This window comes from Rhodococcus sp. W8901 (assembly GCF_013348805.1).
Classification (GTDB): Bacteria; Actinomycetota; Actinomycetes; order Mycobacteriales; family Mycobacteriaceae; genus Prescottella.
Genome location: NZ_CP054690.1, coordinates 1,487,081 through 1,506,266 on the forward strand (window position 1 = coordinate 1,487,081; position 19,186 = coordinate 1,506,266).

The following is a 19,186-nucleotide window of genomic DNA, read 5'->3' on the forward strand; positions in this document are numbered from 1 at the left end:
CTCAGGCCTGACTCGCGATCTGGATCAGGTTGCCGCAGGTGTCGTCGAACACCGCGGTGGTGACCGGACCCATCTGCAACGGAGCCTGGGTGAACACCACACCCAGCGCCGTCAGCCGTTCGTACTCGGCCTGCACGTCGTCGACGCCGAAGGACGTGATCGGGATACCGTCGGCGACGAGTGCCCTCATGTAGGCCTGGGCGGCGGGATGCGCGTCGGGCTCGAGGACCAGTTCGGTGCCGTCCGGCGCGTCCGAGGAGACGACGGTGAGCCACTTGTGCTCGCCCAGCGGGACCTCGTGCTTCTTCACGAAGCCGAGGATGTCGGTATAGAACGCCAGCGCCTTGTCCTGGTCGTTGACGTGCACGCTGGTCAGGTGAATCTTCACGGTGCCTGTCCTTGCCTGTCGCGGTCCGGGTCGGGTACGGGCCACCGGTCGGCGATGGCCCGCAGGGGAGTGGTGTCGAGATGGTGGAACTTGTAGCGGCCTTCCCGGCGGGTGTGGAGCAGTCCGGCGTCCTCGAGGACCGCGAGGTGCTGCGAGACGGCCTGCCGGGACGACCCGAGCCCGTACTTGGTGACGAGGCGGGCGCACAGCTCGAAGAGTGTCTGCCCGTCACGGTCGACGAGTTCGTCGAGAATCGCGCGCCGCGTCGGGTCTGCCAGAGCCTTGAACAGATCACCCACAACCGAACGATAGGCAAGTGGTTACTTGCGTGTCAATGGTGCGGGTGGCACCGAGCCTGTTCGGTCATCTCGAGGAACCCGCCGTCATCTCCGGCGCGACGGTGGTGGCGTGTCGTACGGTGGCCAGCAGCGCCGCATCGTCGTCCCGACGCGGCCGACGACGCCGGTGGTGATCAATGAAGCCGAAGGATCGAGCCTGGGATCTCGGGTACGCGGCCGGTTGGCGCCTGGTGCGCGCCCTGCCCCAGCGGTGGGCGAGGCGCCTGTTCGACGCTGCGGCCGATCGCGCGGCCCGCAACGGAGGTCCGGATCAGTTGCGGCGCAATCTGGCCCGAGTGCTGTCCGCCACGCCGGCGCAGGTGCCCGACGACCTCGTGCACGCGAGCCTGCGCTCCTACGCCCGCTACTGGTGCGAAGCCTTCCGGCTGCCGTCGATGGATCCGGTGCGGTTGGCCGAGAGCATCGAATCCTCGGCCACCGGGCTCGAACACATCCACGAGGCGGTCGCGTGTGGCAGCGGGGCGGTGCTGGCCCTACCGCACAGCGGCAACTGGGACCTGGCGGGAGTATGGGTGGCGCAGCGGGTGGGCCCTCCCGTCGTCGTCGCCGAGCGGCTCCGTCCGGAATCGCTGTTCAAGCGCTTCGTCCGGTTCCGTGAGCAGCTGGGTTTCGAGATCATCCCACTCACCGGCACCGAGACGCCGCCGATCGAGCAGCTGACCGCGCGGCTGCGGCAGGGGCGGATCGTCGGGCTGCTCGCCGAACGCGACGTGACCGGCACGGGCGTGCCGGTCTCCTTCTTCGGCGAATCCGCCCGGATGCCGGCCGGCCCGGCCCGGCTCGCGATCGACACCGGCGCACCACTGCTGCCGGTGAACTGCTGGTTCACCCCGGACGGCTGGGGCTTCCACGTCGGTGCCCCGGTCGACACCGTCGGCGGGGTGCAGTGCACGACACAGGCATTGGCAGACCGCTTCGCCGCAGGCATCGCCGCGCACCCGGCCGACTGGCACATGCTGCAACGGGTGTGGACCGCCGACTTCGATCGCATCGAGTGACGCTGCGGGCGTCAGGTCAACAGCGCTGCCACGAGGGCGATCGCGGGAATCGACGCGAGGGTGGTGACGAAGGCGGCGTCGCGGGCCAGGACCATGCCGCGTTGGTAGCGGCTCGCATAGACGAAGACGTTCTGCGCGGTCGGCAGGGTGGAGACGACCACGATCGCGAACAGCTCGTGCCCGTCGAGGCCCAGCAGGAAGCGGGCCATCACGTACGCGAGGACCGGTTGCACGCAGATCTTGAGGACCGACGCGAGTGCCACATCGCGGCGCGGACTCGCACCCTTCTCGAGCACGCGCACGCCGTACAGCGACAGCCCGAACGCGAGCAGCGCGCCGGGGACCGAGGCGCCGCCGATGAGCCGGAACGGCTGCATCAGTGCCTCCGGGGGCGTCCAGTTCGACACCGCGACAGCCAGTCCGGCGGCGCCGGCCAGCACGATCGGGTTCTTGAACGGCGCGGTGATCGTCTCGAGCCGGGAGCTGCCCTCGCGCATCGTGCTGACGTCGAGAACCGTCAGGGCGATCGGCGAGAAGATCATGATCTGGAACAGCAGCAGGGGTGCGACGAACGACGCGTCGCCGAGGACGAACACCGCGATGGGAATGCCGAGGTTCGCCGAGTTCACGTACGACGACGCGAGCGCGCCGACCGTCAGTTCGGGAAGCGGTCTGCGTAGCCACAGCCTCGCGATGACGAGATAGATGCCCGCGACCGCGAATGCCGTGGCCGCGGCCACCGCGAGGGTCGGCGAGAAGACCACCGACAGGTCGGAGTTGGCGAGGGTGTCGAACAGCAGCGCCGGTGTCGCGACGAAGAACACCAGTCGGCTGAGGACGAACTGCCCGTGCTCGCCGAGCGTGCCGGTGCGCCCCAGGAAGAACCCGATAGCGATGACGACGAAGATGACCGTGAACCCTGCCACCACGCCCGACACGCCTACATCCTTCGCTTCAATTGTGGCGCCGACCTGCATGATCAACCCAGTTCGAGAAGCTTACCGCCGCTAATCGCCGGTCGTGCGTCCGCCCGTCGAGTCACCGATTCGCCGGTCTGCGACACGACAACCGAGCCCCCACCTCATCGGCGCGCCGACGAGGTGGGGGCCTACTTGTCGCGCAATCGGATCAGGAACCGAGCGAACCGGTGTTCAGCGAGCCGAGGTCCAGCGAACCGAGCGAGCCGGTGCTGGTCGACCCCAGGGAGCCGAGCGAGCCGGTGTCCAGCGAGCCCAGCGAACCGGACGCGCTCGGCGCCGGATCCTCGAGCGCGAAGTTCGTGGTGCAGCCGTTGAACTTCACGGCGTCGACCAGTGTCGAGGTCGCCTCGGATCCGCGGCCGATGCTCACGCCGTAGTGGTCGACGACCGCGTTCGGGTTGGCCGCGGCGATCTCGGCGAGCGGCACCAGCGCGCGGTCCTTGGCGCCGGCGATGCTCTTCGTGCTCCACCACTTGCCGTCCTGCAGGTTCACGTGGGTGCCGCCGTCGGACGTGTCGACAGCGCCGGCGTCCGGGACCCAGACCAGGGTCGTGAAGCCGTTCGCGAAACTCGTGTTCTCGCTGGTCCCGGTCAGCCGGAGCTGGAACGCGGCCGTCGGGTTCTCGGCGCGTTCGGAGAAACCGATCTCGTGCTTGACGGCGTCGGACAGCTTGACGCCCCCGGCCTCGTGGTAGCTGACCGACCGGTCGGCGGGGCCGTTTACCTCGAGCTTCAGCGAGCCGTCGTCGTCGAGGACCTTCTCGGCGGAGTGGTAGGCAATCTGCCTCTTCTCGTCGTCGAACGGGATTCCCCAGCCATTGGGGGCGGTCGCGGTCGACAGCTCTGCGCAGGCGATTCCTTCCGGCGCCTCGCTCGAGCCGAGCGATCCGGTGGAGCCGAGCGATCCGGTCGACGAGGCGCCGGCGAGGGCGGGTGCGACGAGGGCGGCGGCGCCGAGGATCGCCGCAGCGGATCCGATGCGGAATGCGTTCTTGGACATACTTCACTCACCTCTGTGGGAGTAGTGGACATGGTTCGACGCCCCGGTCGGATGCGGCCGAAGGCCGGTCCGGGATGTCATTAGTCGATGCGGCGTCGTCGCTGTCGAAAAATTACGACGCCACCCCTGTGATCCCCCCATGGGTACAGGCGTCGCCCCCTCGTCCATGTGCTGAACAGTTGAACGACTTTGCTGAGCGTAAACAGCCGGACAAGAAAATACAAGACCGGTCGGTTTGTTATCACCCGTACCTGTTGCTCTGACCTCGCGCATGCAAGTTAGCTATGCGAACCACCTCAGATTCCTTGTGGGCGACGCTGATACCGTTCGTCGCGTGGGAATCCAATCGCCGGATGAATCGACCCGGTCGAAGCGTGGTGTGTACGGCATCTCGGTGACATCCGAACTGGCCGGTATCGGCCCGCAGACGTTGCGTCTGTACGAGAGTCGCGGCTTGATCGCGCCTTCGCGCACCGGTGGCGGTACCCGCCGCTACAGCGAGGACGACCTGCATCGACTCGCTCGGATCAGCGAACTGGTCTCCCTCGGTGTGAATCTCACCGGCATCGGGCGCATTCTCGAGCTCGAGGACGAGCAGGAGAAGTTGACGGCCGAGAACGCACGTCTGCGGTCGGCCGTCGAGGCGATCGGGTCGGCTGTGTAGCGTTCAGTTTGCACCTCGTCTGAAGTTGCACCTACCCGAAGGACGATCGCCAGTGCCACGCACGCAGGAATACTCCGACCGTTACGCCGACGCGATGACCGCGTTGGCGGCTGCGACGCATCGGCCGACCAGCGTCGTCAACATCGGCGGCGAGTACGCGATCCGCGTCGACTTCGCCTTCAGCATGTACGTGCTGGCCACCAATTCCGAGCACGGTCTGAACAACGACCCGGACGCCCAGGACATCTGGCTGGTGCGCTTCTTCGAGGAACAGACCGGCGGAGACGTCGCGCTCGTCGAGGCCCGGCACGAGTGGCTCGTCGACGCGTTCGACCTCGTGATCGAGGAACTCGTCCGCACCGGCAAATGGGTCACGTCCGACGCGATGCTGCACGAGATCGCGCCACGACCGGACGCCGAGAACGGTTCGGGCGCTTAGCTTTCGCCGAGCCGGAAGATGCCGTCGGTGGGGTCGAAACGGACCCGCCGCGAGTCGAAGGCCCGCCGGATCGCGCCCGAGTCGATCAGGGCGGTGGGGGTGCCGTCGACCACGGTGCCGTCTCCGGCCGCGAGCCAGACGTGCTGTGCGGTTCGCAGGACCAGTTCGACGTCGTGCGTCGACAGCAGCACCGTGATGCCGGCGTCGGTGGCGATCTCCTCGAGCAGTGCCAACAGTTCCACGCGGGCTGCGACGTCGAGGAAGGCGCTGGGCTCGTCGAGCACCAGCAGTGACGGTTGCTGCACGAGCGCGCGTGCGATCAGCACCCGCTGGCGCTGGCCGTCGGACATCTCGTGGAGGCGGACGTCGGTGAGGTCTGCGGCGCCCATCCGGTCGAGGCTGTCGGCGATCAGCTGCCGTTCGGCGGAGCTGAGGCGGGACGCGAAGCCCTGGTGGGGGAGTCGTCCGAGTGCGGCGATCTCGCCGCCGGTGAGCAGTCCACCGTCGACGCGGTCGGTGAGGACCACCGCGACTCGACGGGCCCGCTCGGCCGGAGACAGCTTCGTGATGTCGACGTCGTCGAGTCGGGCCGACCCGTGGAGGATCCGCTGCAGACCGGCCACCGAGCGCAGCAGTGTCGACTTGCCGGCGCCGTTGGGGCCGAGCAGTGCGGTGACCTGCCCGGAATGCGCGGTGAGATGCAGTCCGCTGAGGATCTCTCGCGGTGGCCGCCCGGGGTAGCCCACCGTGACGTCGTCGAGCACGAGGGTCATGCCATGCCCGCCTTGGTCTGCCGCGATCGCATCAGGACGAGGATCACGACCGGCGCCCCGACCAGTGCCGTCACGACGTTGAGGGGCAGCACCCCGTCACGACCCGGCAACTGCGCCACCACCGAGCACAACAGCGATACCGCGGCCCCCATCAGAACGGCGCCGGGCAGCAGCACCCGGTGATCGGACGTGCCGAGCGCGAGGCGCGCGAGATGCGGGACCGCGATGCCGAGGAAGGCGATGGGCCCGCAGAATGCGGTGACGGCGCCGGCCAGCAGTGCGGCGGACGTGATCGCGACGGTGCGGGTGCGCAGTAGGTGCACGCCCATCGAGTTGGCGTAGTCCTCGCCGAGCAGCATCGCATTGAGCGGGCGCACCAGGGTGGCTGCCAACACGATCCCGACGGCAACGGCGGGGATCAGCACGCGCAGATCGGACCACGACGCGCCGGAGTACGACCCCAGACTCCACAGGATGAACTGCTGCATCTGCGCGGGCTGCGAGAAGGCGACGAGCAGGGACACGACGGCGCTGGTGACCGAGCCGACCATGACGCCGACGATCAGCAGCGTCACGACCGATCGGATCCATCGCGAGATCGCCAGCACCACGAGCAGCACCACGAGCGCGCCGATGGCCGCGGCCGCCGCGATCCCCAGGCGTCCGGTGCCGGCCACCGCCGCGAACACGCCCGCACCGGCCCCGGAGCCGAGCACGACCAGCGCGACACCGAGACTCGCGCCGGATGACACCCCGAGGATGTACGGGTCGGCGAGCGGGTTCGCGAACAGCGTCTGCATCAGCAGGCCCGCGACGGCGAGCGCGGCGCCCGCGCACGCCGCGGTGACGACGCGGGGGAGGCGGATGTCCGCGATGAGCGTGGTCCAGCGCGCGTTGCCCGCATCCCCGGTGAACAGGTACCGTGCGGTGGCGCCGAACGGGATGGTCACCGAACCCACCGACACCGCGAGCACGACCGCGACGAAGACGAACGCGGCCAGTGCGGTCAGCGCAGCTGCGGTGCGGTTCACTGCAGGCGGCTGTAGAAGGTGAACTCGTGGCCGGGCATCAGGTCCGGATGGGCGATCGCGATCAGGTCGGCCAGCACCAGGTCGGGGCGCAGGACGCCCTGCTCGTAGATGTCGATGGCGCCGGCGTCGGTGATCCGCTTCGACGACGTCCACACCTGCCCGTCGCGGAAGGCCGCGAACTCGGCGAGCCGCGGCTCCGCGGCGATCGCCTCGGCCTTGGTCCTGTTGGAGGAGTTGCTGATCGCGACCGGTGCGTCCCCGGCGCGGGCGAAGACCGTCTCGAGGTCGGTCTGCAGGCTGCCGGTGCCCGGATCGGTCATCCACGGGTGGGTGATGCGGGCCGTCGCGTACAACTCGTTGGAGTAGCTCGCGAGCGGCACCGACCACGCACCCTGGTAGGGCAGGCCCGGCACGATCGAGACCGGCGTCTGGTTCGCCGCCAGCGTCGTGTACTTGTCGTAGTCCGTGACGATCCCGTCGAACGTCTCGGTGGCCTGCTTCTCCGTGCCGGTCAGGGCCGCGAAGAACTTGATCCACTCGGCGTGGCCCCGCGGATCGGTCTCGAGCCAGTCGTAGTTGTCGAGGACCGGGATGCCTGCCCGCTCGATCACGGGAAACGCCGGATCCTCGAAACCGCCGGTGACGAACGCCTGCGGGCCCTGTGCGACCACGGCCTCGGCGTCCACCTGTCCGGCGGTCGCGAACTGGGTGACGTCGTCGTCGGCGATGTGAGCCCGGGCGGTCTCGCTGTAGACGTAGTCGGCGCTCGCGAAGCCGGTGAGGGCGTCGAGCTTGCCGAGGGCTTCGAGGCTGGGCAGGTGGGTCGTCGACTCGGCGAACAGGTCGGTCACCGGCGTCGCGATCTGCTGAGCGCCGGCGAGGTCGCCGGTCAGCTCCGGTTTCGGGGCGCCGCAGCGGGTGAGCACGTACGACTCGTCGGCTTGCCCGGGCTGGCGGACGGTGACCACCTGGTACGAGTTGTGGTACTCGATGTCGAAGTTCTCGGCGTAGTCGACAGTCTGCTTGTCGGGGAAGTAGTCGGTGTTCGCATCGAAGTCGGTGATGCAATCGGCACGGCCACCGTCGCCGGTGGTCGTCGACGAGTCGGACGAGCAGGCTGCGACACCACCCACGGTCAGGGCGGTCGCGGTGAGGAGAACGGCGGTACGGAGCGAGAACGACACCCGGAGAATCTAGCGCGGCCCCCGGACGGCGGTGCGACCACGCCGGAAACGACGAAAGGCCGCACAGTCGCCTCGACTGCGCGGCCTTTCGGCAGAGCGGGTGTGCTACCGGTTGGTGAAGGGCAGCAGTGCCATCTCGCGGGCGTTCTTCACCGCGACGGCCACCTGACGCTGCTGCTGCGGGGTGAGGCCCGTGACGCGGCGGCTGCGGATCTTGCCGCGATCGGAGATGAACGTGCGGAGCAGGTTGATGTCCTTGTAGTCGACGGTCTCGACGCCCGCGGTGATCAGCGGGTTCTTCTTGGGACGGCGGCCCTGTTCGCTGCGCGCCTTCTTCGACGGTGCTCTCTTGACTGCCATTGCTCTTCCTTACCAGCTCGACTTGTGTACGCCTGGCAGTTCCCCACGATGTGCCATCTCGCGCATCCGCACGCGGGACAGACCGAACTTCCGCAGGTGACCGCGCGGACGTCCATCCGCAGCGTCTCGATTGCGCAATCTTACCGGACTCGCGTCCCGGGGAAGCTGCCGAAGCCGGTACTGGGCTTCGGCGCGTTCCTCGGCCGAGCTGGACGGTCGGCGGATTGTCTCCTTCAGTTCGGCGCGCACCGGCGCGTACCGCGCGACGACGGCCCTACGGTGTTCGTTCCGTGCGATCTTCGACTTCTTTGCCACCGCGTCAGCGCTCCTCTCGGAAATCGACGTGCCGACGGATCACGGGGTCGTAGCGCCGCAGCACCATCCGGTCGGGGTCGTTGCGGCGGTTCTTGCGGGTGACGTACCGATATCCGGTCCCCGCGGTCGAGACCAGCTTGATGACGGGGCGGACCTCGTTGCCTGCCATGGTCAGACCTTCTCTCCTGCGGCCCGCATGCGGGCGACGACGGCCTCGATGCCGTCCCGGTCGATGGTGCGGATGCCCTTCGGGGTCAGCGTCAATGTGATTCGTCGGCCTCGGCTGGGCACGAAGTACGTCTTCTTCTGGATGTTGGGGTTCCAGCGGCGGCTGGTGCGCCGGTGCGAATGGGACACGGACCTGCCGAATCCCGGGGTGCGTCCGGTGACCTGACAGCGAGCGGGCATGGGACTTCCTCTCCGGTCCATGAGGGCCGAACTCGAACGATTAATGAAAACGATTGTCGACAAGCGCGTTCGAAGTGTAGCCTCGTGAATCGGTAATGACAATCGTTTTCGAAGGGGGTGGCTGTGGCTGACGTGCCGGACGGCCGCACACCGTTGGTTCTCGTCGCGGGCTGGAGCGGGCCGGTCCATCGGACGGCCCTCTCGCTGCTGGGTGACGGTCGGGTGGGCACGGTCGTGATCCATCACGACCTCGGGCAGCTCCGCGAGGGGGTGGTCCGCCGCACCGTGACGACTGGATCGGTCGAGGCCCCCGAGGTGCGGACCGAGATCCTCGAGCTCGCGCACGGGTGCGTGTCGTGCACGCTGCGTCACGACCTGTTGCCGCTGTTGCGCCGTCTCCACGCGCGCAGTTCGGTGGACCGGATCGTGCTCGAGCTCGACCACGCACTGGAACCGGAGGCGGTGTGTTGGGCGATCGAACACGTCCCGGTGGTCGGCGTGGTCGGACAACTCGACGGGCCCGCGGTCCGCGACGTACGCGTGGATGCGGTTGTGACGTGCCTAGACGCCGGGGAGTGGTGGCTTGCCGCCACCGGCGACGATGACCTCGACGATGACCGGACCGTGGCCCAGGTGGCGGTCGGGCAGGTGGCGTTCGCTGACGCGCTCGTGGTCGACGACGACACCGGCGAGCCGTGGCTGTCGCACCGGCTGCGTGCAGTCCTCGCCCGTCTCGCACCGGGTGCGCCGATCTCCGGGACGCCCGACGCAGCTGCGTTGCTGCCGCTCATCCCGGCGGACGCCCGACGCGGCCGGATCTTCGGCACGCACGCGCCGCTGTTGCGGGGTGGCCCGCCACTGCACGCCGAGCACGGGGTGTCACTCGTCGAGTTCACAGCCCGACGTCCCTTTCATCCCGGGCGGCTGCACGAGGCGATCGACGTCCTGCTCGACGGTGTCGTCACGGCGCGTGGGCGCATGTGGCTCGCGACCCGATCCGACGTCGCGCTCTGGCTCGAATCCGCCGGTGGGGGCCTGCGCGTGGCGAGTGCGGACCGTTGGCTGGCTGCGATGACGGAGGACGAACTCGCGGCCGCCGACGACGAACGGCGTGCGATGGCGGCGCTGGGCTGGGACGAGCGGTTCGGCGACCGGGACACCTCGCTCGTGGTGCTCGTACACGACGCCGACCCGGACGCGGTGACGGGCGCCCTCGACTGGGCGCTGCTCACCGAGCGGGAGCTGGCCGACGAGTCGGCATGGTCCACGTGGGAAGACCCGTTCGGGGAGTTCCACGAGGACCCGTGCGCGGACCCCGATCCGGTCGGTCGGATCGCCGGCGCGGGCCTCGGAACCGAACAACGAAGCGCCGAAAACCGAAACACGAACGGAGAAACGAAGCGATGAAACCAGGTATCCACCCCGAGTACCGGCCGGTGGTCTTCCAGGACTCGACGACCGGGCATGCCTTCCTCACCCGATCGACTGCGGCGACCGACCACACCGTCGAATGGGTCGACGGCACCGTCCGGCCGCTCGTCGTCGTCGACGTCACGAGCGATTCGCATCCCTTCTGGACCGGGACGAGTCGTCTGGTCGATCGGCAGGGGCGGGTCGAGAAGTTCGAGCGGCGGTTCGGCCGCCGTGTCGGCCGCGGACCCCGGGAGGGCTGAACGATGGCGGTACCCAAGCGGCGCATGTCGCGTGCCAACACCCGCAGCCGACGGTCCCGGTGGAAGGCGATCGCCCCGGACCTGGTGACGGTGACCGTCGACGGCCGGACTCATCGCGTCCCCCGACGTCTGGTCCGTGCGGTCCGGCTCGGCCGGATCGATCCCGGCCGACTGTGACCCCTGGCGCGCCGGTCCGTGCGACGCTGTCCGCGTGCTGCTGAAGATCCTCGAGCTCGCGGGCATCGCCGTGTTCGCCGCGTCCGGCGCGCTGGTCGGGGTCACCAAGCGGTTCGATGTCTTCGGGGTCTGTGTCGTCGGCGTGTTCACCGGCATCGGCGGCGGCATCGTGCGCGACGTGCTGCTCGGCATCCACCCGCCGACGTCACTCACGAGTTGGCCGCTGTTCGGGACCGCGGCGGCGACGTCAGTGATCGTGTTCTTCGTGCATTCGGCGATCGGGCGGCTGCGACGCGAGATCCTCGTGCTCGACGCGCTGGGGATGGGACTGTTCGCGAGCACGGGTGCGACGATCGCGCTCGGGGCGGGCGCCGGTGCCCTCGCATCCGTGCTGATCGGTGCGACCGCGGCCATCGGCGGCGGCATCCTGCGCGACGTGCTCGTCAACGAGGTGCCGTTGCTGCTGCACCGCGACTTCTACGCGATTCCCGCGCTGCTCGGTGCGACGCTGGTGGTCGCCGGGTCCGAGGCGGGCCTGACCGGCAACACCGCGTTGGTGGTCGGCACCGTGGTCGCGACGACCGTTCGGTTGGCAGCGTTGTGGCGGCACTGGAGCCTGCCGGGACCGAGGCTGCCGCGTGACTGACGCGACACGCCGGTCTGGTGAACGGGATCCTCTCAGCGGGATCTCAGTCGGTGGGGCCAAAATGGCCGCATGCGCATTTTGGTGGTCGACGACGACCGGGCTGTTCGGGAGTCACTGCGGCGTTCCCTGAGCTTCAACGGGTACACGGTCGATCTCGCCGTCGACGGCGTGGATGCGCTCGAGAAGGTGTCCGCATCGCGTCCCGACGCCCTGGTGCTCGACGTCATGATGCCGAGACTCGACGGATTGGAAGTGTGCCGGCGCCTGCGAAGCACGGGTGACGATCTTCCGATTCTCGTTCTCACGGCGCGCGATTCGGTGTCGGAGCGGGTGGCCGGCCTCGACGCGGGTGCCGACGACTACCTGCCCAAGCCGTTCGCGCTCGAGGAGTTGCTGGCTCGGCTGCGGGCCCTGCTGCGCCGCGCGTCCCCGGCTGCCGGTGAGGATTCCGAGGCGATGACGTTCGAGGATCTGACCCTGGACCCCGTCACCCGCGAGGTGACCCGCGCCGGTCGGTCGATCAGTCTCACGCGCACCGAGTTCGCGCTCCTCGAGATGCTCATGGCGAACCCCCGGCGGGTGCTCTCCCGCAGCCGCATCCTGGAAGAGGTGTGGGGATACGACTTCCCGACGTCGGGGAACGCGCTCGAGGTGTACGTCGGTTACCTGCGTCGGAAGACCGAAGCCGAGGGCGAGCCCCGACTGATCCACACGGTCCGCGGCGTCGGATACGTGCTGCGGGAGACTCCTCCGTGATGGTCACCCCCTTCGGGCGCGCGGGCGCCGACCCGAACCCGACCGGTCCGCAGATCGGTCCCATGCCCCCACCCCGGCACGAGATGCGGCCACCGATGCCGCTCACCCGGTCGGTGTCCCTGCGGTGGCGCGTGACGTTGCTCGCGGCGTCCGTCGTGGCCGTCGCGGTCGCCGTCATGGCGCTGGCGGCGTATGCCGTGGTCTCGCGCGCCCTGTACGCCGACGTCGACAACCAGCTGCGTTCGCGGGCATCCGCGATCGTCGACAACGACCTCATCACCTTCGACCCGCGGTACATCGCCGGCGCGACGCTATACACCAGCGATATCAGTGTGGCGCTGATCTTTCCGGACCTGAACAAGTACATCCCGCCCGGCTCGGTGGTTCCGATCGGCCCGGCCGAGATGGCGGTTGCCCGAGGACAGCGCGACTTCTCGCTGCGCACCGTCGAGGGCAACCGGGTGCTCGCCGAGCGCACGCGTGACGGCAGCACCCTGGTGATCGCGCAGCGGCTCGAGCCGACCGAGGACGTGCTGGACCGGCTCGCCTGGGTGCTGTTCGTGGTGGGTGGATGCGGCGTCGTCCTCGCCGCGGCGGCCGGCACGACAGTGGGCCGAACGGGTCTGAGACCCATCGGACGACTGACCGCAGCGACCGAACGCGTGGCCCGCACCGACGATCTCACCCCGATTCCGGTCACCGGCAACGACGAACTGGCTCGCCTGACAACCAGTTTCAACACGATGCTGCGCGCCCTCGCGGAATCACGGGTCCGGCAGAGTCGGCTCGTGGCCGACGCCGGACACGAGCTGCGTACCCCGCTCACCTCGTTGCGGACCAACATGGAACTGCTCATCGCATCGAGTCGCCCGGGGGCTCCGAGCATTCCGGCCGAGGACATGGCGGACCTGCGCGCCGACGTCGTAGCCCAGATCGAGGAGCTCTCCACGCTCGTCGGGGACCTGGTGGATCTCGCGCGCGAGGATGCCCCCGAGACCGTCTTCGAGCTGGTCGATCTCAGCGAGGTCGTGGAGCGGTCCCTGGAGAAGGCCCGTCGCCGACGGAACGAGATCGACTTCGAAGCCGTCACCACTCCGTGGTTCATCTACGGCGACCAGGCCGGGCTCTCGCGGGCCGTCCTCAACGTCCTGGACAACGCCGCGAAGTGGAGTCCGACGGGGGAGCGTGTGCAGGTCACGATGCGACAGATCGGTGACCGCCTGCTCGAACTCGTCGTCGACGACGCTGGCCCCGGCATCCCGTTCGAGGATCGGGAGTTGGTCTTCGAACGGTTCTATCGGTCGACGGTGTCACGTTCGATGCCCGGATCGGGTCTCGGCCTGGCGATCGTCCGGCAGGTGGTCGTCAAGCACGGCGGCACCATCGCGGTGGAGACGTCCGACCGAGGCGGTGCCCGTATCCGAATCGTCCTGCCGGGCGAACCCGAGGCCGACAGCCGCTGATCCGAACGTCCGGGATGTGATCCTGGCCACTTCGTCAGGAACACGGGAAACTGAAAGCAGCGTCTCAGCGGCTTCTCAGCCGTGCCGGGCAATCTGGATTCAGCGACCGGACCGGATCCGGGATCTCGGTGAGTCGGATCGCCGCTGCAGTTTCTCGGCTTCTGCGGCAGCGGATCGACCACCGATCGAGACACTGCGACCGCCCCATCCCCGGCGGTCACGAATGAAGGCGGTGCGATGACCGACGACCGTAACCCCCACGGCGACCCCAATCCCAACCAGGGAACTCCCCGACACGGTGATCCCCAGCAGGGTGCGCCCTACCAGGCCGGACACCAGCCCGGCCCGCAGGACCAGTGGCGTTCGGGTGGCGGCTACTACTCCCAGAACCCCCAGAACCAGGGCTACCAGGGCGCAGGACAACCCGGCTCGGGCTACCCCCAGCGCGGATACCAGGCCGGTTACCAGCCCACCGAGCAGATTCCGGGCATCGGCACGACGGGCACGCTGCCCACGACCGGGGCGCCGTCGCACACCGAGCCGCGCAAGTCGGGTCGGTCCGCGCTGGTCGCCGGCGCAATCGCCCTCGCGCTGGTGAGCGGCGGCATCGGCGGGGCGGTCGGATCGATCGCCACGTCGTCGAACGGTGGCAGCAATGCTCCGGTCTCGAATGCGCTCGACGTCCCCAAGCCCGAGACCAGTCCGGCGTCCAATGCGCCGGCGGGTTCGGTCGAGGCGGTCGCGAACAAGGTGCTGCCGAGCGTGGTGCAGATCCAGGTGGCCGGAACCCGCGGCGAGGGCGAGGGCTCGGGCGTCGTCATCTCGTCCGACGGCCTGATCATGACCAACAACCACGTGGTTGCCGGTGGCGGGCCGGACGGCAAGCTGCTGGTCGCGTTCGCCGACGGGACCACCGCGCCGGCCACGCTGGTCGGCACCGACCCGACCTCGGACATCGCGGTCATCAAGGCGGACGGCAAGTCGGGTCTGACCCCCGTCGAACTGGGCACCTCCGAGAACATTCAGGTGGGTGAGCAGGTCGTCGCGATCGGTTCGCCGCTCGGACTCGCGGGCACCGTCACCTCCGGTATCGTCTCGGCGCTCGACCGGCCGGTGTCGACCACCGGTGAGACGGGCAACCAGAACACCGTCATCGACGCCATCCAGACCGACGCCGCGATCAACCCCGGCAACTCGGGCGGCGCGCTCGTGAACATGGACGGCCAGCTCGTCGGCATCAACACCGCGATCGCGACCGCCGGCGGCCAGGGTGGCTCGATCGGCCTCGGCTTCGCGATCCCCGTCGACCAGGCGCGCCGTATCGCGGACGAACTGGTCAAGACGGGCAAGGCCACGCAGGCGATCATCGGCGTGCAGGTCTCGGCCAAGGAGTCCACGGGCGGCGCGACTGTCGTCGACGTCACCGCGGGCGGCCCGGCCGAGAAGGCGGGCATCCCCAAGGGTGTCGTCGTCACCAAGGTCGACGACCGGATCATCACGAGTGGCGACTCGCTGATCGCGGCGATCCGCTCCCACGCGCCCGGTGACAAGGTGACCGTGACGTATCAGGACGCCTCGGGTAACTCGAAGACGGTCGACGTCCAGCTCGGCACCGCGCCGACCACGGGTGGACGATGATGATGACCGGAAACCGTCCGGTGCTGACACGGATTCTCCGCCGGGTCCCGACTGACTCGGATGCGGCCATTACGGTAGGGACCATGGAACTCGAAGCACCGTTGGCCGGACGAGCGCTGGTCGTGATCGTCGACGATCGGACCGCACACGGCGATGTCGACTCGACGGGGCCGCTCGTCACCGAACTGCTCACCGAAGCCGGATTCCTGGTGGATGCCACGATTGCCGTGACCGCCGACGAGGTGGAGATCCGCAACGCTCTCAACACCGCGGTGATCGGTGGTGTCGACCTGGTGATCTCGGTCGGCGGGACGGGCGTCTCGCCGCGTGACGTGACGCCGGACGCCACCGCCGAGGTCCTCGACCGGGAGCTGCCGGGAATCAGTGAGGCGCTGCGGTCTTCCGGGCTCGCGGCGGGCGCTGTGGATGCGGTCATCTCGCGGGGACTCGTCGGGATCTCCGGCAGCACCCTCGTGGTCAATCTCGCGTCCTCGCGGGCCGCGGTGCGCGACGGGATGGCGACGCTGACTCCGTTGGCTAGCCACGTCATCGGGCAGCTGTCGAGCATCGACGAGTAGGAAGGGTGCACACCCCAGCCATGTCGGACGAGACGGATACCGGGTCGACGTCGGAGGCGAAGGCCACGTCGGGGCCTCGTGGGCGGTCGCGAGTCGACCGGGCCCGACTCGAGGCCATCTTCGGTACCGTGCTGCCCGAGCAGACTTCGGACGAACGGTCCTCCGACGGGGCCTCGACGTCGAGTGGTGGTCAGGACGAATGGCTGCGGCGTCAGGTACCCCCTCACCACGGCTGACGCGCCACCTTCAGTTCAATCAATAGATTGTTTTCGGAATAGTCCGGAATGCGCCGGGTATGTGTGATTCATCACGCATACCCGGCGCATTCTCGTGTGCGCGGTGAGCGTTCCGCGTTGCATCGGTCGTCGGCCGCCGGATCAGCTCACACGCAATGCGCAGCGTGATTTCGGCCCCTTCCCAGTTGAGGGGGTGTGATGCACCATAGCGATCTTGGTCCGAAGGGATTGGCTACGCCGTCGAACTGCCTTTACAAACTGACCGGTTCAAATGTTCGTATGGTGAACCCGTTTCGACGGGAACTGGCGTCTGGCGGCCGGGCGACCGGTCCGTCCAATCTCGGCCGGGATCCGCTCGGAAATGCCGAAGTCCGAGTGCTTTCGGCGCAATTGGAGTGATCCCGGTGGCCGTTCGGATTTAGGGCCGCCGAAAAGATCGAGGGTTCCGGCGCCGACAAGTACAAGGGCAGCGAGATCGTCGCCGGCTACCAGGTCGCGTACCCGGTCTCGCTGGGCGGCAAGCTCGAGATGAACTTCGTCCCCAAGCTCGAGGCGAGTGGTGCGGGCGTGTCGGTCGCGTTCGGTCCGAGCCTGGATCTCGAGCTCGCGCCGGGCGGGGGAGTGAAGACCGTCGAGGTTGCCAAGGGCAAGTTCGACGGCGCGGCCACCGAGATCCAGTTCGCGAATGCTCACGGCAGTGCCACGGGCGTCGTCGGTCCGGTGACGATCCGGCCGTACGTGACGGTCAAGAGCGCCGCCGGCGACGTCGTCACCACGTTCGGCAAGCCCTTGGTTCTCTGAGCACTCCGAATCGCCTGACTTCCAACGGGGTTCGCTGACAGCACTCGAGCCCGCCCGGTTATTACCGGGCGGGCTCGAGTGGTGATGATGTTGCTGTCCTGTTTCCCAGGGAAACAGGACGGAACGGGGTCGGAACGGGCTATTCCGGGACGCGGGAGTGCTTGCCGTCCGGATCGATCGAGTCGGCTGCCTCGCCGATCCGTCCCTCGGCGAGGATGTCGCGGATCTGGATGAGGAGATCGGCCTCGCTGGCCTTCGTGTCCTCTTTCTCCGTCGCGAAGCGAGCCTTGACGGCGTTCGCCGGCACGATCAGCACGAAGTACACGACGGCGGCGATGATGACGAAGTTGATGATCGCGGTCACCACGGCGCCGACGTCGACGAACGTCGCGTCGTTGCCTGGAATCACCGGGAAGCCCCAGCCCAGTTCGTCGGATCCGCCGACTGCGGCCACGAGCGGATTGATGATGTTGTTGGTGAACGCGGTCACGATCGCCGTGAAAGCCGCGCCGACGACAACGGCGACGGCAAGATCCAGAACGTTTCCTCGGAGCAGGAAGTCCTTGAACCCCTTCAGCATATGGATCCCCTCTGATGTCGGTGTCTCGAGGTCGTGTCGAGACTAGCCTCGATCTTTCGTGAGCGCGGCGTGCCGGCCTGATCGAGTTCGGTTTTCTTGTCCCGGTGATGGTTCCGGTTTCCGGACGTGGCGGGGTGGCCGACGCGGTCGGGTTGCGTCGGGGTCCACGGCCCCGAATGATGGTGCTCCTTTCGTCCCGGCGGGGAAGATTTCCGCTGGTCAGGTCACTGTTTTTGGTGTCGTCACGCGTGTGATCGCGGCGACGAGCAGGTCGACGTGGGGTGCGTGGGCGGCGAGTTTGAGGTGGATGCGTCGGGCGTGACGGACGATGCGGCCGGCGATGTGGAACAGCCGGAGTCGGAGTCGTTTCGGTTCCCAGCGTCGGGCGGTTTCGGTGTCGAACGCGAGGAGTTGTGTCCAGGCGATCAGTTCGCCGGCGAGTTGCACGATCTGCAGCCAGATCCGGTTCTGGTCGAACCCGTGTAGCGGAAGGTTCTGCAGGCCAGTGTCTTTCGCGCCCCGGATCCGGTCCTCGCAACGGGCCCGGCGGCGGTGCCGCAGCTCGAGATCCGGGAGTTGGCCGCGGGTGGTGTTGGTGGCGAACGCGGTCAACCGCAGACCCTCGTGGTCGGTGAACCGCAGTTGCGCGCCGGGGTGCGGCCGCTCCTTGCGGACGATGACCCGCATCCCAGCGGGCCAGGTAGACAGGTCGATCAGCCCGGTGAGCTCGGCGACCCAGGCGCCGTCACGGACCTTCCCGTCGGCGTCGTAGGCGGGCGTCCACACGGTCTTCGGGATCAGGTCGATCGCCGCGGTCATGGTGTCGGTGAGCCCGAACCCGATCGAGTACGCCAACCGCCGCTTGGTCAGGTAGTCGAGAAAGTCGTGCGTGCCGCCGGCGCCATCGGTGCGGATCAACACTTTCTTCCCGACCCGGTAGCCCGGATCGAACGGCAACTGCGCCAACGCATCCTTGACCACGGTCACATGGTCTGCAGCGGTGTTCGAGCCGGCATTTCCGGGCCGCAGGAGCATCGCCACCGGCTCACCGGTCCCGCCATCACCGTGGTCGACGAACGCGCACAACGGATGAAACCCGAAGCCACGCTTGAATGTCGGGGCTGCGGATTCCTTCTCCGAGTGCGCGGTCACCAGGGTGGCATCGATGTCGACGACCAGCGGATCCTTCTCGTCGATCCGATGATCGGGTGTCCGGTCTCCGGCCGCGGCCCATGCACGGCGTCGGGCCGCAGCGCGAGCACTCCCGATCGCCGCGAGTGCGGCGCCGGGGTCCGCGGCCAGCGCGGTGACCAGCCTCGATACGGTCGGGTCGGAGGCGACCGGACCGAACACCTGCGGGTGCGCCCGCAACTGCGCGATGTCGGCCAGGCAGTCACCGCCGAGCGCGAGCGTGACCGCGAGATCCAACACGATCTTGCCCGGGTCGTGCGTCGCGAGGGGCTTGCGCCACGGCTCGAGCGCGGCCGACAGGGCGGTGGTCAGGCCTGTTTTCTCGGCGGTACGCAGCAACAAGACCGTCCCGGCATGCGACACGACGCCGGTTCCGGTGGCCGATGCGGACAGGTGTGGGTACGGGGACGTAGACTTGGCCACCTGAAAGGTGCTCCTTGATCACGCGATTGTTCAACCTTAGACAAGTCGAATTATCGCAGGTCGGAGCACCTTTCTTCGTCAGTGACACAGGTGTTCAGCCGAATTACCGTGAAAGCGGCAGGCTA

General features: G+C 68.1%; 25 protein-coding genes and 1 pseudogene. 13 read left to right on the top strand and 13 right to left on the bottom strand.

What is annotated here, in order from left to right; all coding sequences use genetic code 11:
• Position 1: 1 nt before the first annotated feature.
• Positions 2-388 (bottom strand): VOC family protein, encoded by a 387-nt coding sequence (locus HUN07_RS07080; RefSeq protein WP_114718192.1) that lies wholly within the window; start codon positions 386-388, stop codon positions 2-4.
• Positions 385-687, bottom strand: a complete 303-nt coding sequence (locus tag HUN07_RS07085; protein ID WP_174908773.1) for an ArsR/SmtB family transcription factor — start codon at positions 685-687, stop codon at positions 385-387. Before HUN07_RS07085 ends, HUN07_RS07080 begins: the two co-directional genes overlap by 4 nt.
• A gap of 176 nt (positions 688-863) precedes the next feature.
• Here HUN07_RS07085 and HUN07_RS07090 point away from each other — a divergent pair, with 176 nt between their 5' ends.
• Positions 864-1,745 (top strand): phosphatidylinositol mannoside acyltransferase, encoded by an 882-nt coding sequence (locus HUN07_RS07090; RefSeq protein ID WP_174908775.1) that lies wholly within the window; start codon positions 864-866, stop codon positions 1,743-1,745.
• An 11-nt stretch (positions 1,746-1,756) separates the two neighbouring features.
• On the opposite strand, the gene HUN07_RS07095 is transcribed toward HUN07_RS07090, so the two are convergent.
• Both HUN07_RS07095 and HUN07_RS07100 read right to left on the bottom strand, forming a co-directional pair.
• Entirely contained in the window at positions 1,757-2,683 is a 927-nt protein-coding gene (locus HUN07_RS07095; RefSeq protein WP_114718537.1) for an AEC family transporter, read from the bottom strand.
• A 190-nt stretch (positions 2,684-2,873) separates the two neighbouring features.
• Positions 2,874-3,725, bottom strand: coding sequence for a hypothetical protein (locus tag HUN07_RS07100; RefSeq protein ID WP_254622832.1), 852 nt, complete (start codon positions 3,723-3,725; stop codon positions 2,874-2,876).
• 334 nt (positions 3,726-4,059) lie between these two features.
• On the opposite strand from HUN07_RS07100, the gene HUN07_RS07105 reads away from it, so the two are divergent.
• A complete protein-coding gene (locus HUN07_RS07105) occupies positions 4,060-4,389 on the top strand; it encodes a MerR family transcriptional regulator (protein ID WP_254622833.1) in 330 nt (109 codons plus the stop codon).
• A gap of 52 nt (positions 4,390-4,441) precedes the next feature.
• The gene (locus HUN07_RS07110) at positions 4,442-4,828 is read left to right on the top strand and encodes a hypothetical protein (RefSeq protein WP_174908779.1); all 387 of its coding nucleotides are present in this window, start codon (positions 4,442-4,444) and stop codon (positions 4,826-4,828) included.
• On the opposite strand, the gene HUN07_RS07115 is transcribed toward HUN07_RS07110, so the two are convergent.
• The 7 genes from HUN07_RS07115 to rpmB form a co-directional block, all read right to left on the bottom strand.
• Positions 4,825-5,601 (bottom strand): ABC transporter ATP-binding protein, encoded by a 777-nt coding sequence (locus HUN07_RS07115; protein ID WP_174908781.1) that lies wholly within the window; start codon positions 5,599-5,601, stop codon positions 4,825-4,827. The genes HUN07_RS07110 and HUN07_RS07115 overlap by 4 nt on opposite strands.
• On the bottom strand, positions 5,598-6,632 hold the full coding sequence (locus HUN07_RS07120) for an iron ABC transporter permease (protein WP_114718198.1): 1,035 nt from the start codon (positions 6,630-6,632) through the stop codon (positions 5,598-5,600). Before HUN07_RS07120 ends, HUN07_RS07115 begins: the two co-directional genes overlap by 4 nt.
• Positions 6,629-7,816, bottom strand: coding sequence for an ABC transporter substrate-binding protein (locus HUN07_RS07125; protein WP_174908782.1), 1,188 nt, complete (start codon positions 7,814-7,816; stop codon positions 6,629-6,631). Before HUN07_RS07125 ends, HUN07_RS07120 begins: the two co-directional genes overlap by 4 nt.
• A 105-nt stretch (positions 7,817-7,921) precedes the next feature.
• Entirely contained in the window at positions 7,922-8,176 is a 255-nt protein-coding gene (gene rpsR / locus HUN07_RS07130) for a 30S ribosomal protein S18 (RefSeq protein ID WP_174908784.1), read from the bottom strand.
• 9 nt (positions 8,177-8,185) lie between these two features.
• Positions 8,186-8,491 carry a 30S ribosomal protein S14 gene (gene rpsN / locus HUN07_RS07135; protein WP_114718201.1) on the bottom strand — a complete coding sequence of 102 codons (306 nt, stop codon included), beginning with the start codon at positions 8,489-8,491 and terminating at the stop codon, positions 8,186-8,188.
• 4 nt (positions 8,492-8,495) lie between these two features.
• A complete protein-coding gene (gene rpmG / locus HUN07_RS07140; RefSeq protein WP_114718202.1) occupies positions 8,496-8,660 on the bottom strand; it encodes a 50S ribosomal protein L33 in 165 nt (54 codons plus the stop codon).
• 2 nt (positions 8,661-8,662) lie between these two features.
• Entirely contained in the window at positions 8,663-8,899 is a 237-nt protein-coding gene (rpmB, locus tag HUN07_RS07145) for a 50S ribosomal protein L28 (protein WP_114718203.1), read from the bottom strand.
• A 117-nt stretch (positions 8,900-9,016) separates the two neighbouring features.
• On the opposite strand from rpmB, the gene mrf reads away from it, so the two are divergent.
• The 10 genes and pseudogenes from mrf to HUN07_RS07195 all read left to right on the top strand — a co-directional run.
• Positions 9,017-10,306, top strand: a complete 1,290-nt coding sequence (gene mrf, locus HUN07_RS07150; protein WP_441346802.1) for a ribosome hibernation factor-recruiting GTPase MRF — start codon at positions 9,017-9,019, stop codon at positions 10,304-10,306.
• Positions 10,303-10,572, top strand: coding sequence for a type B 50S ribosomal protein L31 (locus HUN07_RS07155; protein WP_174908788.1), 270 nt, complete (start codon positions 10,303-10,305; stop codon positions 10,570-10,572). Before mrf ends, HUN07_RS07155 begins: the two co-directional genes overlap by 4 nt.
• 3 nt (positions 10,573-10,575) lie before the next feature.
• Complete coding sequence (gene rpmF / locus HUN07_RS07160; protein ID WP_114718206.1) at positions 10,576-10,749, top strand: 50S ribosomal protein L32; 174 nt, start codon at positions 10,576-10,578, stop codon at positions 10,747-10,749.
• Between the two features lie 34 nt (positions 10,750-10,783).
• Positions 10,784-11,395 carry a trimeric intracellular cation channel family protein gene (locus HUN07_RS07165; RefSeq protein WP_174908790.1) on the top strand — a complete coding sequence of 204 codons (612 nt, stop codon included), beginning with the start codon at positions 10,784-10,786 and terminating at the stop codon, positions 11,393-11,395.
• A gap of 69 nt (positions 11,396-11,464) precedes the next feature.
• Positions 11,465-12,151: a response regulator transcription factor gene (locus tag HUN07_RS07170; protein ID WP_114718207.1), complete on the top strand. Its 687-nt coding sequence runs from the start codon at positions 11,465-11,467 to the stop codon at positions 12,149-12,151.
• Positions 12,151-13,614 (top strand): HAMP domain-containing sensor histidine kinase, encoded by a 1,464-nt coding sequence (locus HUN07_RS07175; RefSeq protein ID WP_254622955.1) that lies wholly within the window; start codon positions 12,151-12,153, stop codon positions 13,612-13,614. The genes HUN07_RS07170 and HUN07_RS07175 overlap by 1 nt, the downstream gene beginning before the upstream one ends.
• A 237-nt stretch (positions 13,615-13,851) precedes the next feature.
• On the top strand, positions 13,852-15,252 hold the full coding sequence (locus HUN07_RS07180) for a S1C family serine protease (RefSeq protein WP_174908792.1): 1,401 nt from the start codon (positions 13,852-13,854) through the stop codon (positions 15,250-15,252).
• Between the two features lie 83 nt (positions 15,253-15,335).
• Positions 15,336-15,830: a MogA/MoaB family molybdenum cofactor biosynthesis protein gene (locus HUN07_RS07185; RefSeq protein WP_254622834.1), complete on the top strand. Its 495-nt coding sequence runs from the start codon at positions 15,336-15,338 to the stop codon at positions 15,828-15,830.
• A gap of 20 nt (positions 15,831-15,850) precedes the next feature.
• Positions 15,851-16,066 carry a hypothetical protein gene (locus HUN07_RS07190; protein WP_174907144.1) on the top strand — a complete coding sequence of 72 codons (216 nt, stop codon included), beginning with the start codon at positions 15,851-15,853 and terminating at the stop codon, positions 16,064-16,066.
• A 432-nt stretch (positions 16,067-16,498) separates the two neighbouring features.
• Positions 16,499-16,867 (top strand): annotated as a pseudogene (locus tag HUN07_RS07195) (MspA family porin); the annotation flags it as partial.
• Positions 16,868-17,006: 139 nt separating this feature from the next.
• On the opposite strand, the gene mscL reads toward HUN07_RS07195, so the two are convergent.
• Together mscL and HUN07_RS07205 are read right to left on the bottom strand one after the other, a co-directional pair.
• The gene (mscL, locus tag HUN07_RS07200) at positions 17,007-17,447 is read right to left on the bottom strand and encodes a large-conductance mechanosensitive channel protein MscL (protein ID WP_174908794.1); all 441 of its coding nucleotides are present in this window, start codon (positions 17,445-17,447) and stop codon (positions 17,007-17,009) included.
• A 219-nt stretch (positions 17,448-17,666) separates the two neighbouring features.
• Positions 17,667-19,061, bottom strand: coding sequence for an IS1380 family transposase (locus HUN07_RS07205; RefSeq protein ID WP_174907620.1), 1,395 nt, complete (start codon positions 19,059-19,061; stop codon positions 17,667-17,669).
• Between the last annotated feature and the right edge of the window lie 125 nt (positions 19,062-19,186).

Excerpts from the sequence above, each read along its gene's own strand:
- HUN07_RS07090 (WP_174908775.1), top strand. The coding sequence starts at position 864 with ATGAAGCCGAAGGATCGAGCCTGGGATCTCGGGTACGCGGCCGGTTGG.
- HUN07_RS07100 (WP_254622832.1), bottom strand. The coding sequence starts at position 3,725 with ATGTCCAAGAACGCATTCCGCATCGGATCCGCTGCGGCGATCCTCGGC.
- HUN07_RS07115 (WP_174908781.1), bottom strand. The coding sequence starts at position 5,601 with ATGACCCTCGTGCTCGACGACGTCACGGTGGGCTACCCCGGGCGGCCA.
- rpsR (WP_174908784.1), bottom strand. The coding sequence starts at position 8,176 with ATGGCAGTCAAGAGAGCACCGTCGAAGAAGGCGCGCAGCGAACAGGGC.
- rpmG (WP_114718202.1), bottom strand. The coding sequence starts at position 8,660 with ATGGCAGGCAACGAGGTCCGCCCCGTCATCAAGCTGGTCTCGACCGCG.
- rpmB (WP_114718203.1), bottom strand. The coding sequence starts at position 8,899 with ATGCCCGCTCGCTGTCAGGTCACCGGACGCACCCCGGGATTCGGCAGG.
- HUN07_RS07155 (WP_174908788.1), top strand. The coding sequence starts at position 10,303 with ATGAAACCAGGTATCCACCCCGAGTACCGGCCGGTGGTCTTCCAGGAC.
- rpmF (WP_114718206.1), top strand. The coding sequence starts at position 10,576 with ATGGCGGTACCCAAGCGGCGCATGTCGCGTGCCAACACCCGCAGCCGA.
- HUN07_RS07170 (WP_114718207.1), top strand. The coding sequence starts at position 11,465 with ATGCGCATTTTGGTGGTCGACGACGACCGGGCTGTTCGGGAGTCACTG.
- HUN07_RS07175 (WP_254622955.1), top strand. The coding sequence starts at position 12,151 with ATGGTCACCCCCTTCGGGCGCGCGGGCGCCGACCCGAACCCGACCGGT.
- HUN07_RS07180 (WP_174908792.1), top strand. The coding sequence starts at position 13,852 with ATGACCGACGACCGTAACCCCCACGGCGACCCCAATCCCAACCAGGGA.
- HUN07_RS07185 (WP_254622834.1), top strand. The coding sequence starts at position 15,336 with ATGGAACTCGAAGCACCGTTGGCCGGACGAGCGCTGGTCGTGATCGTC.
- HUN07_RS07190 (WP_174907144.1), top strand. The coding sequence starts at position 15,851 with ATGTCGGACGAGACGGATACCGGGTCGACGTCGGAGGCGAAGGCCACG.
- mscL (WP_174908794.1), bottom strand. The coding sequence starts at position 17,447 with ATGCTGAAGGGGTTCAAGGACTTCCTGCTCCGAGGAAACGTTCTGGAT.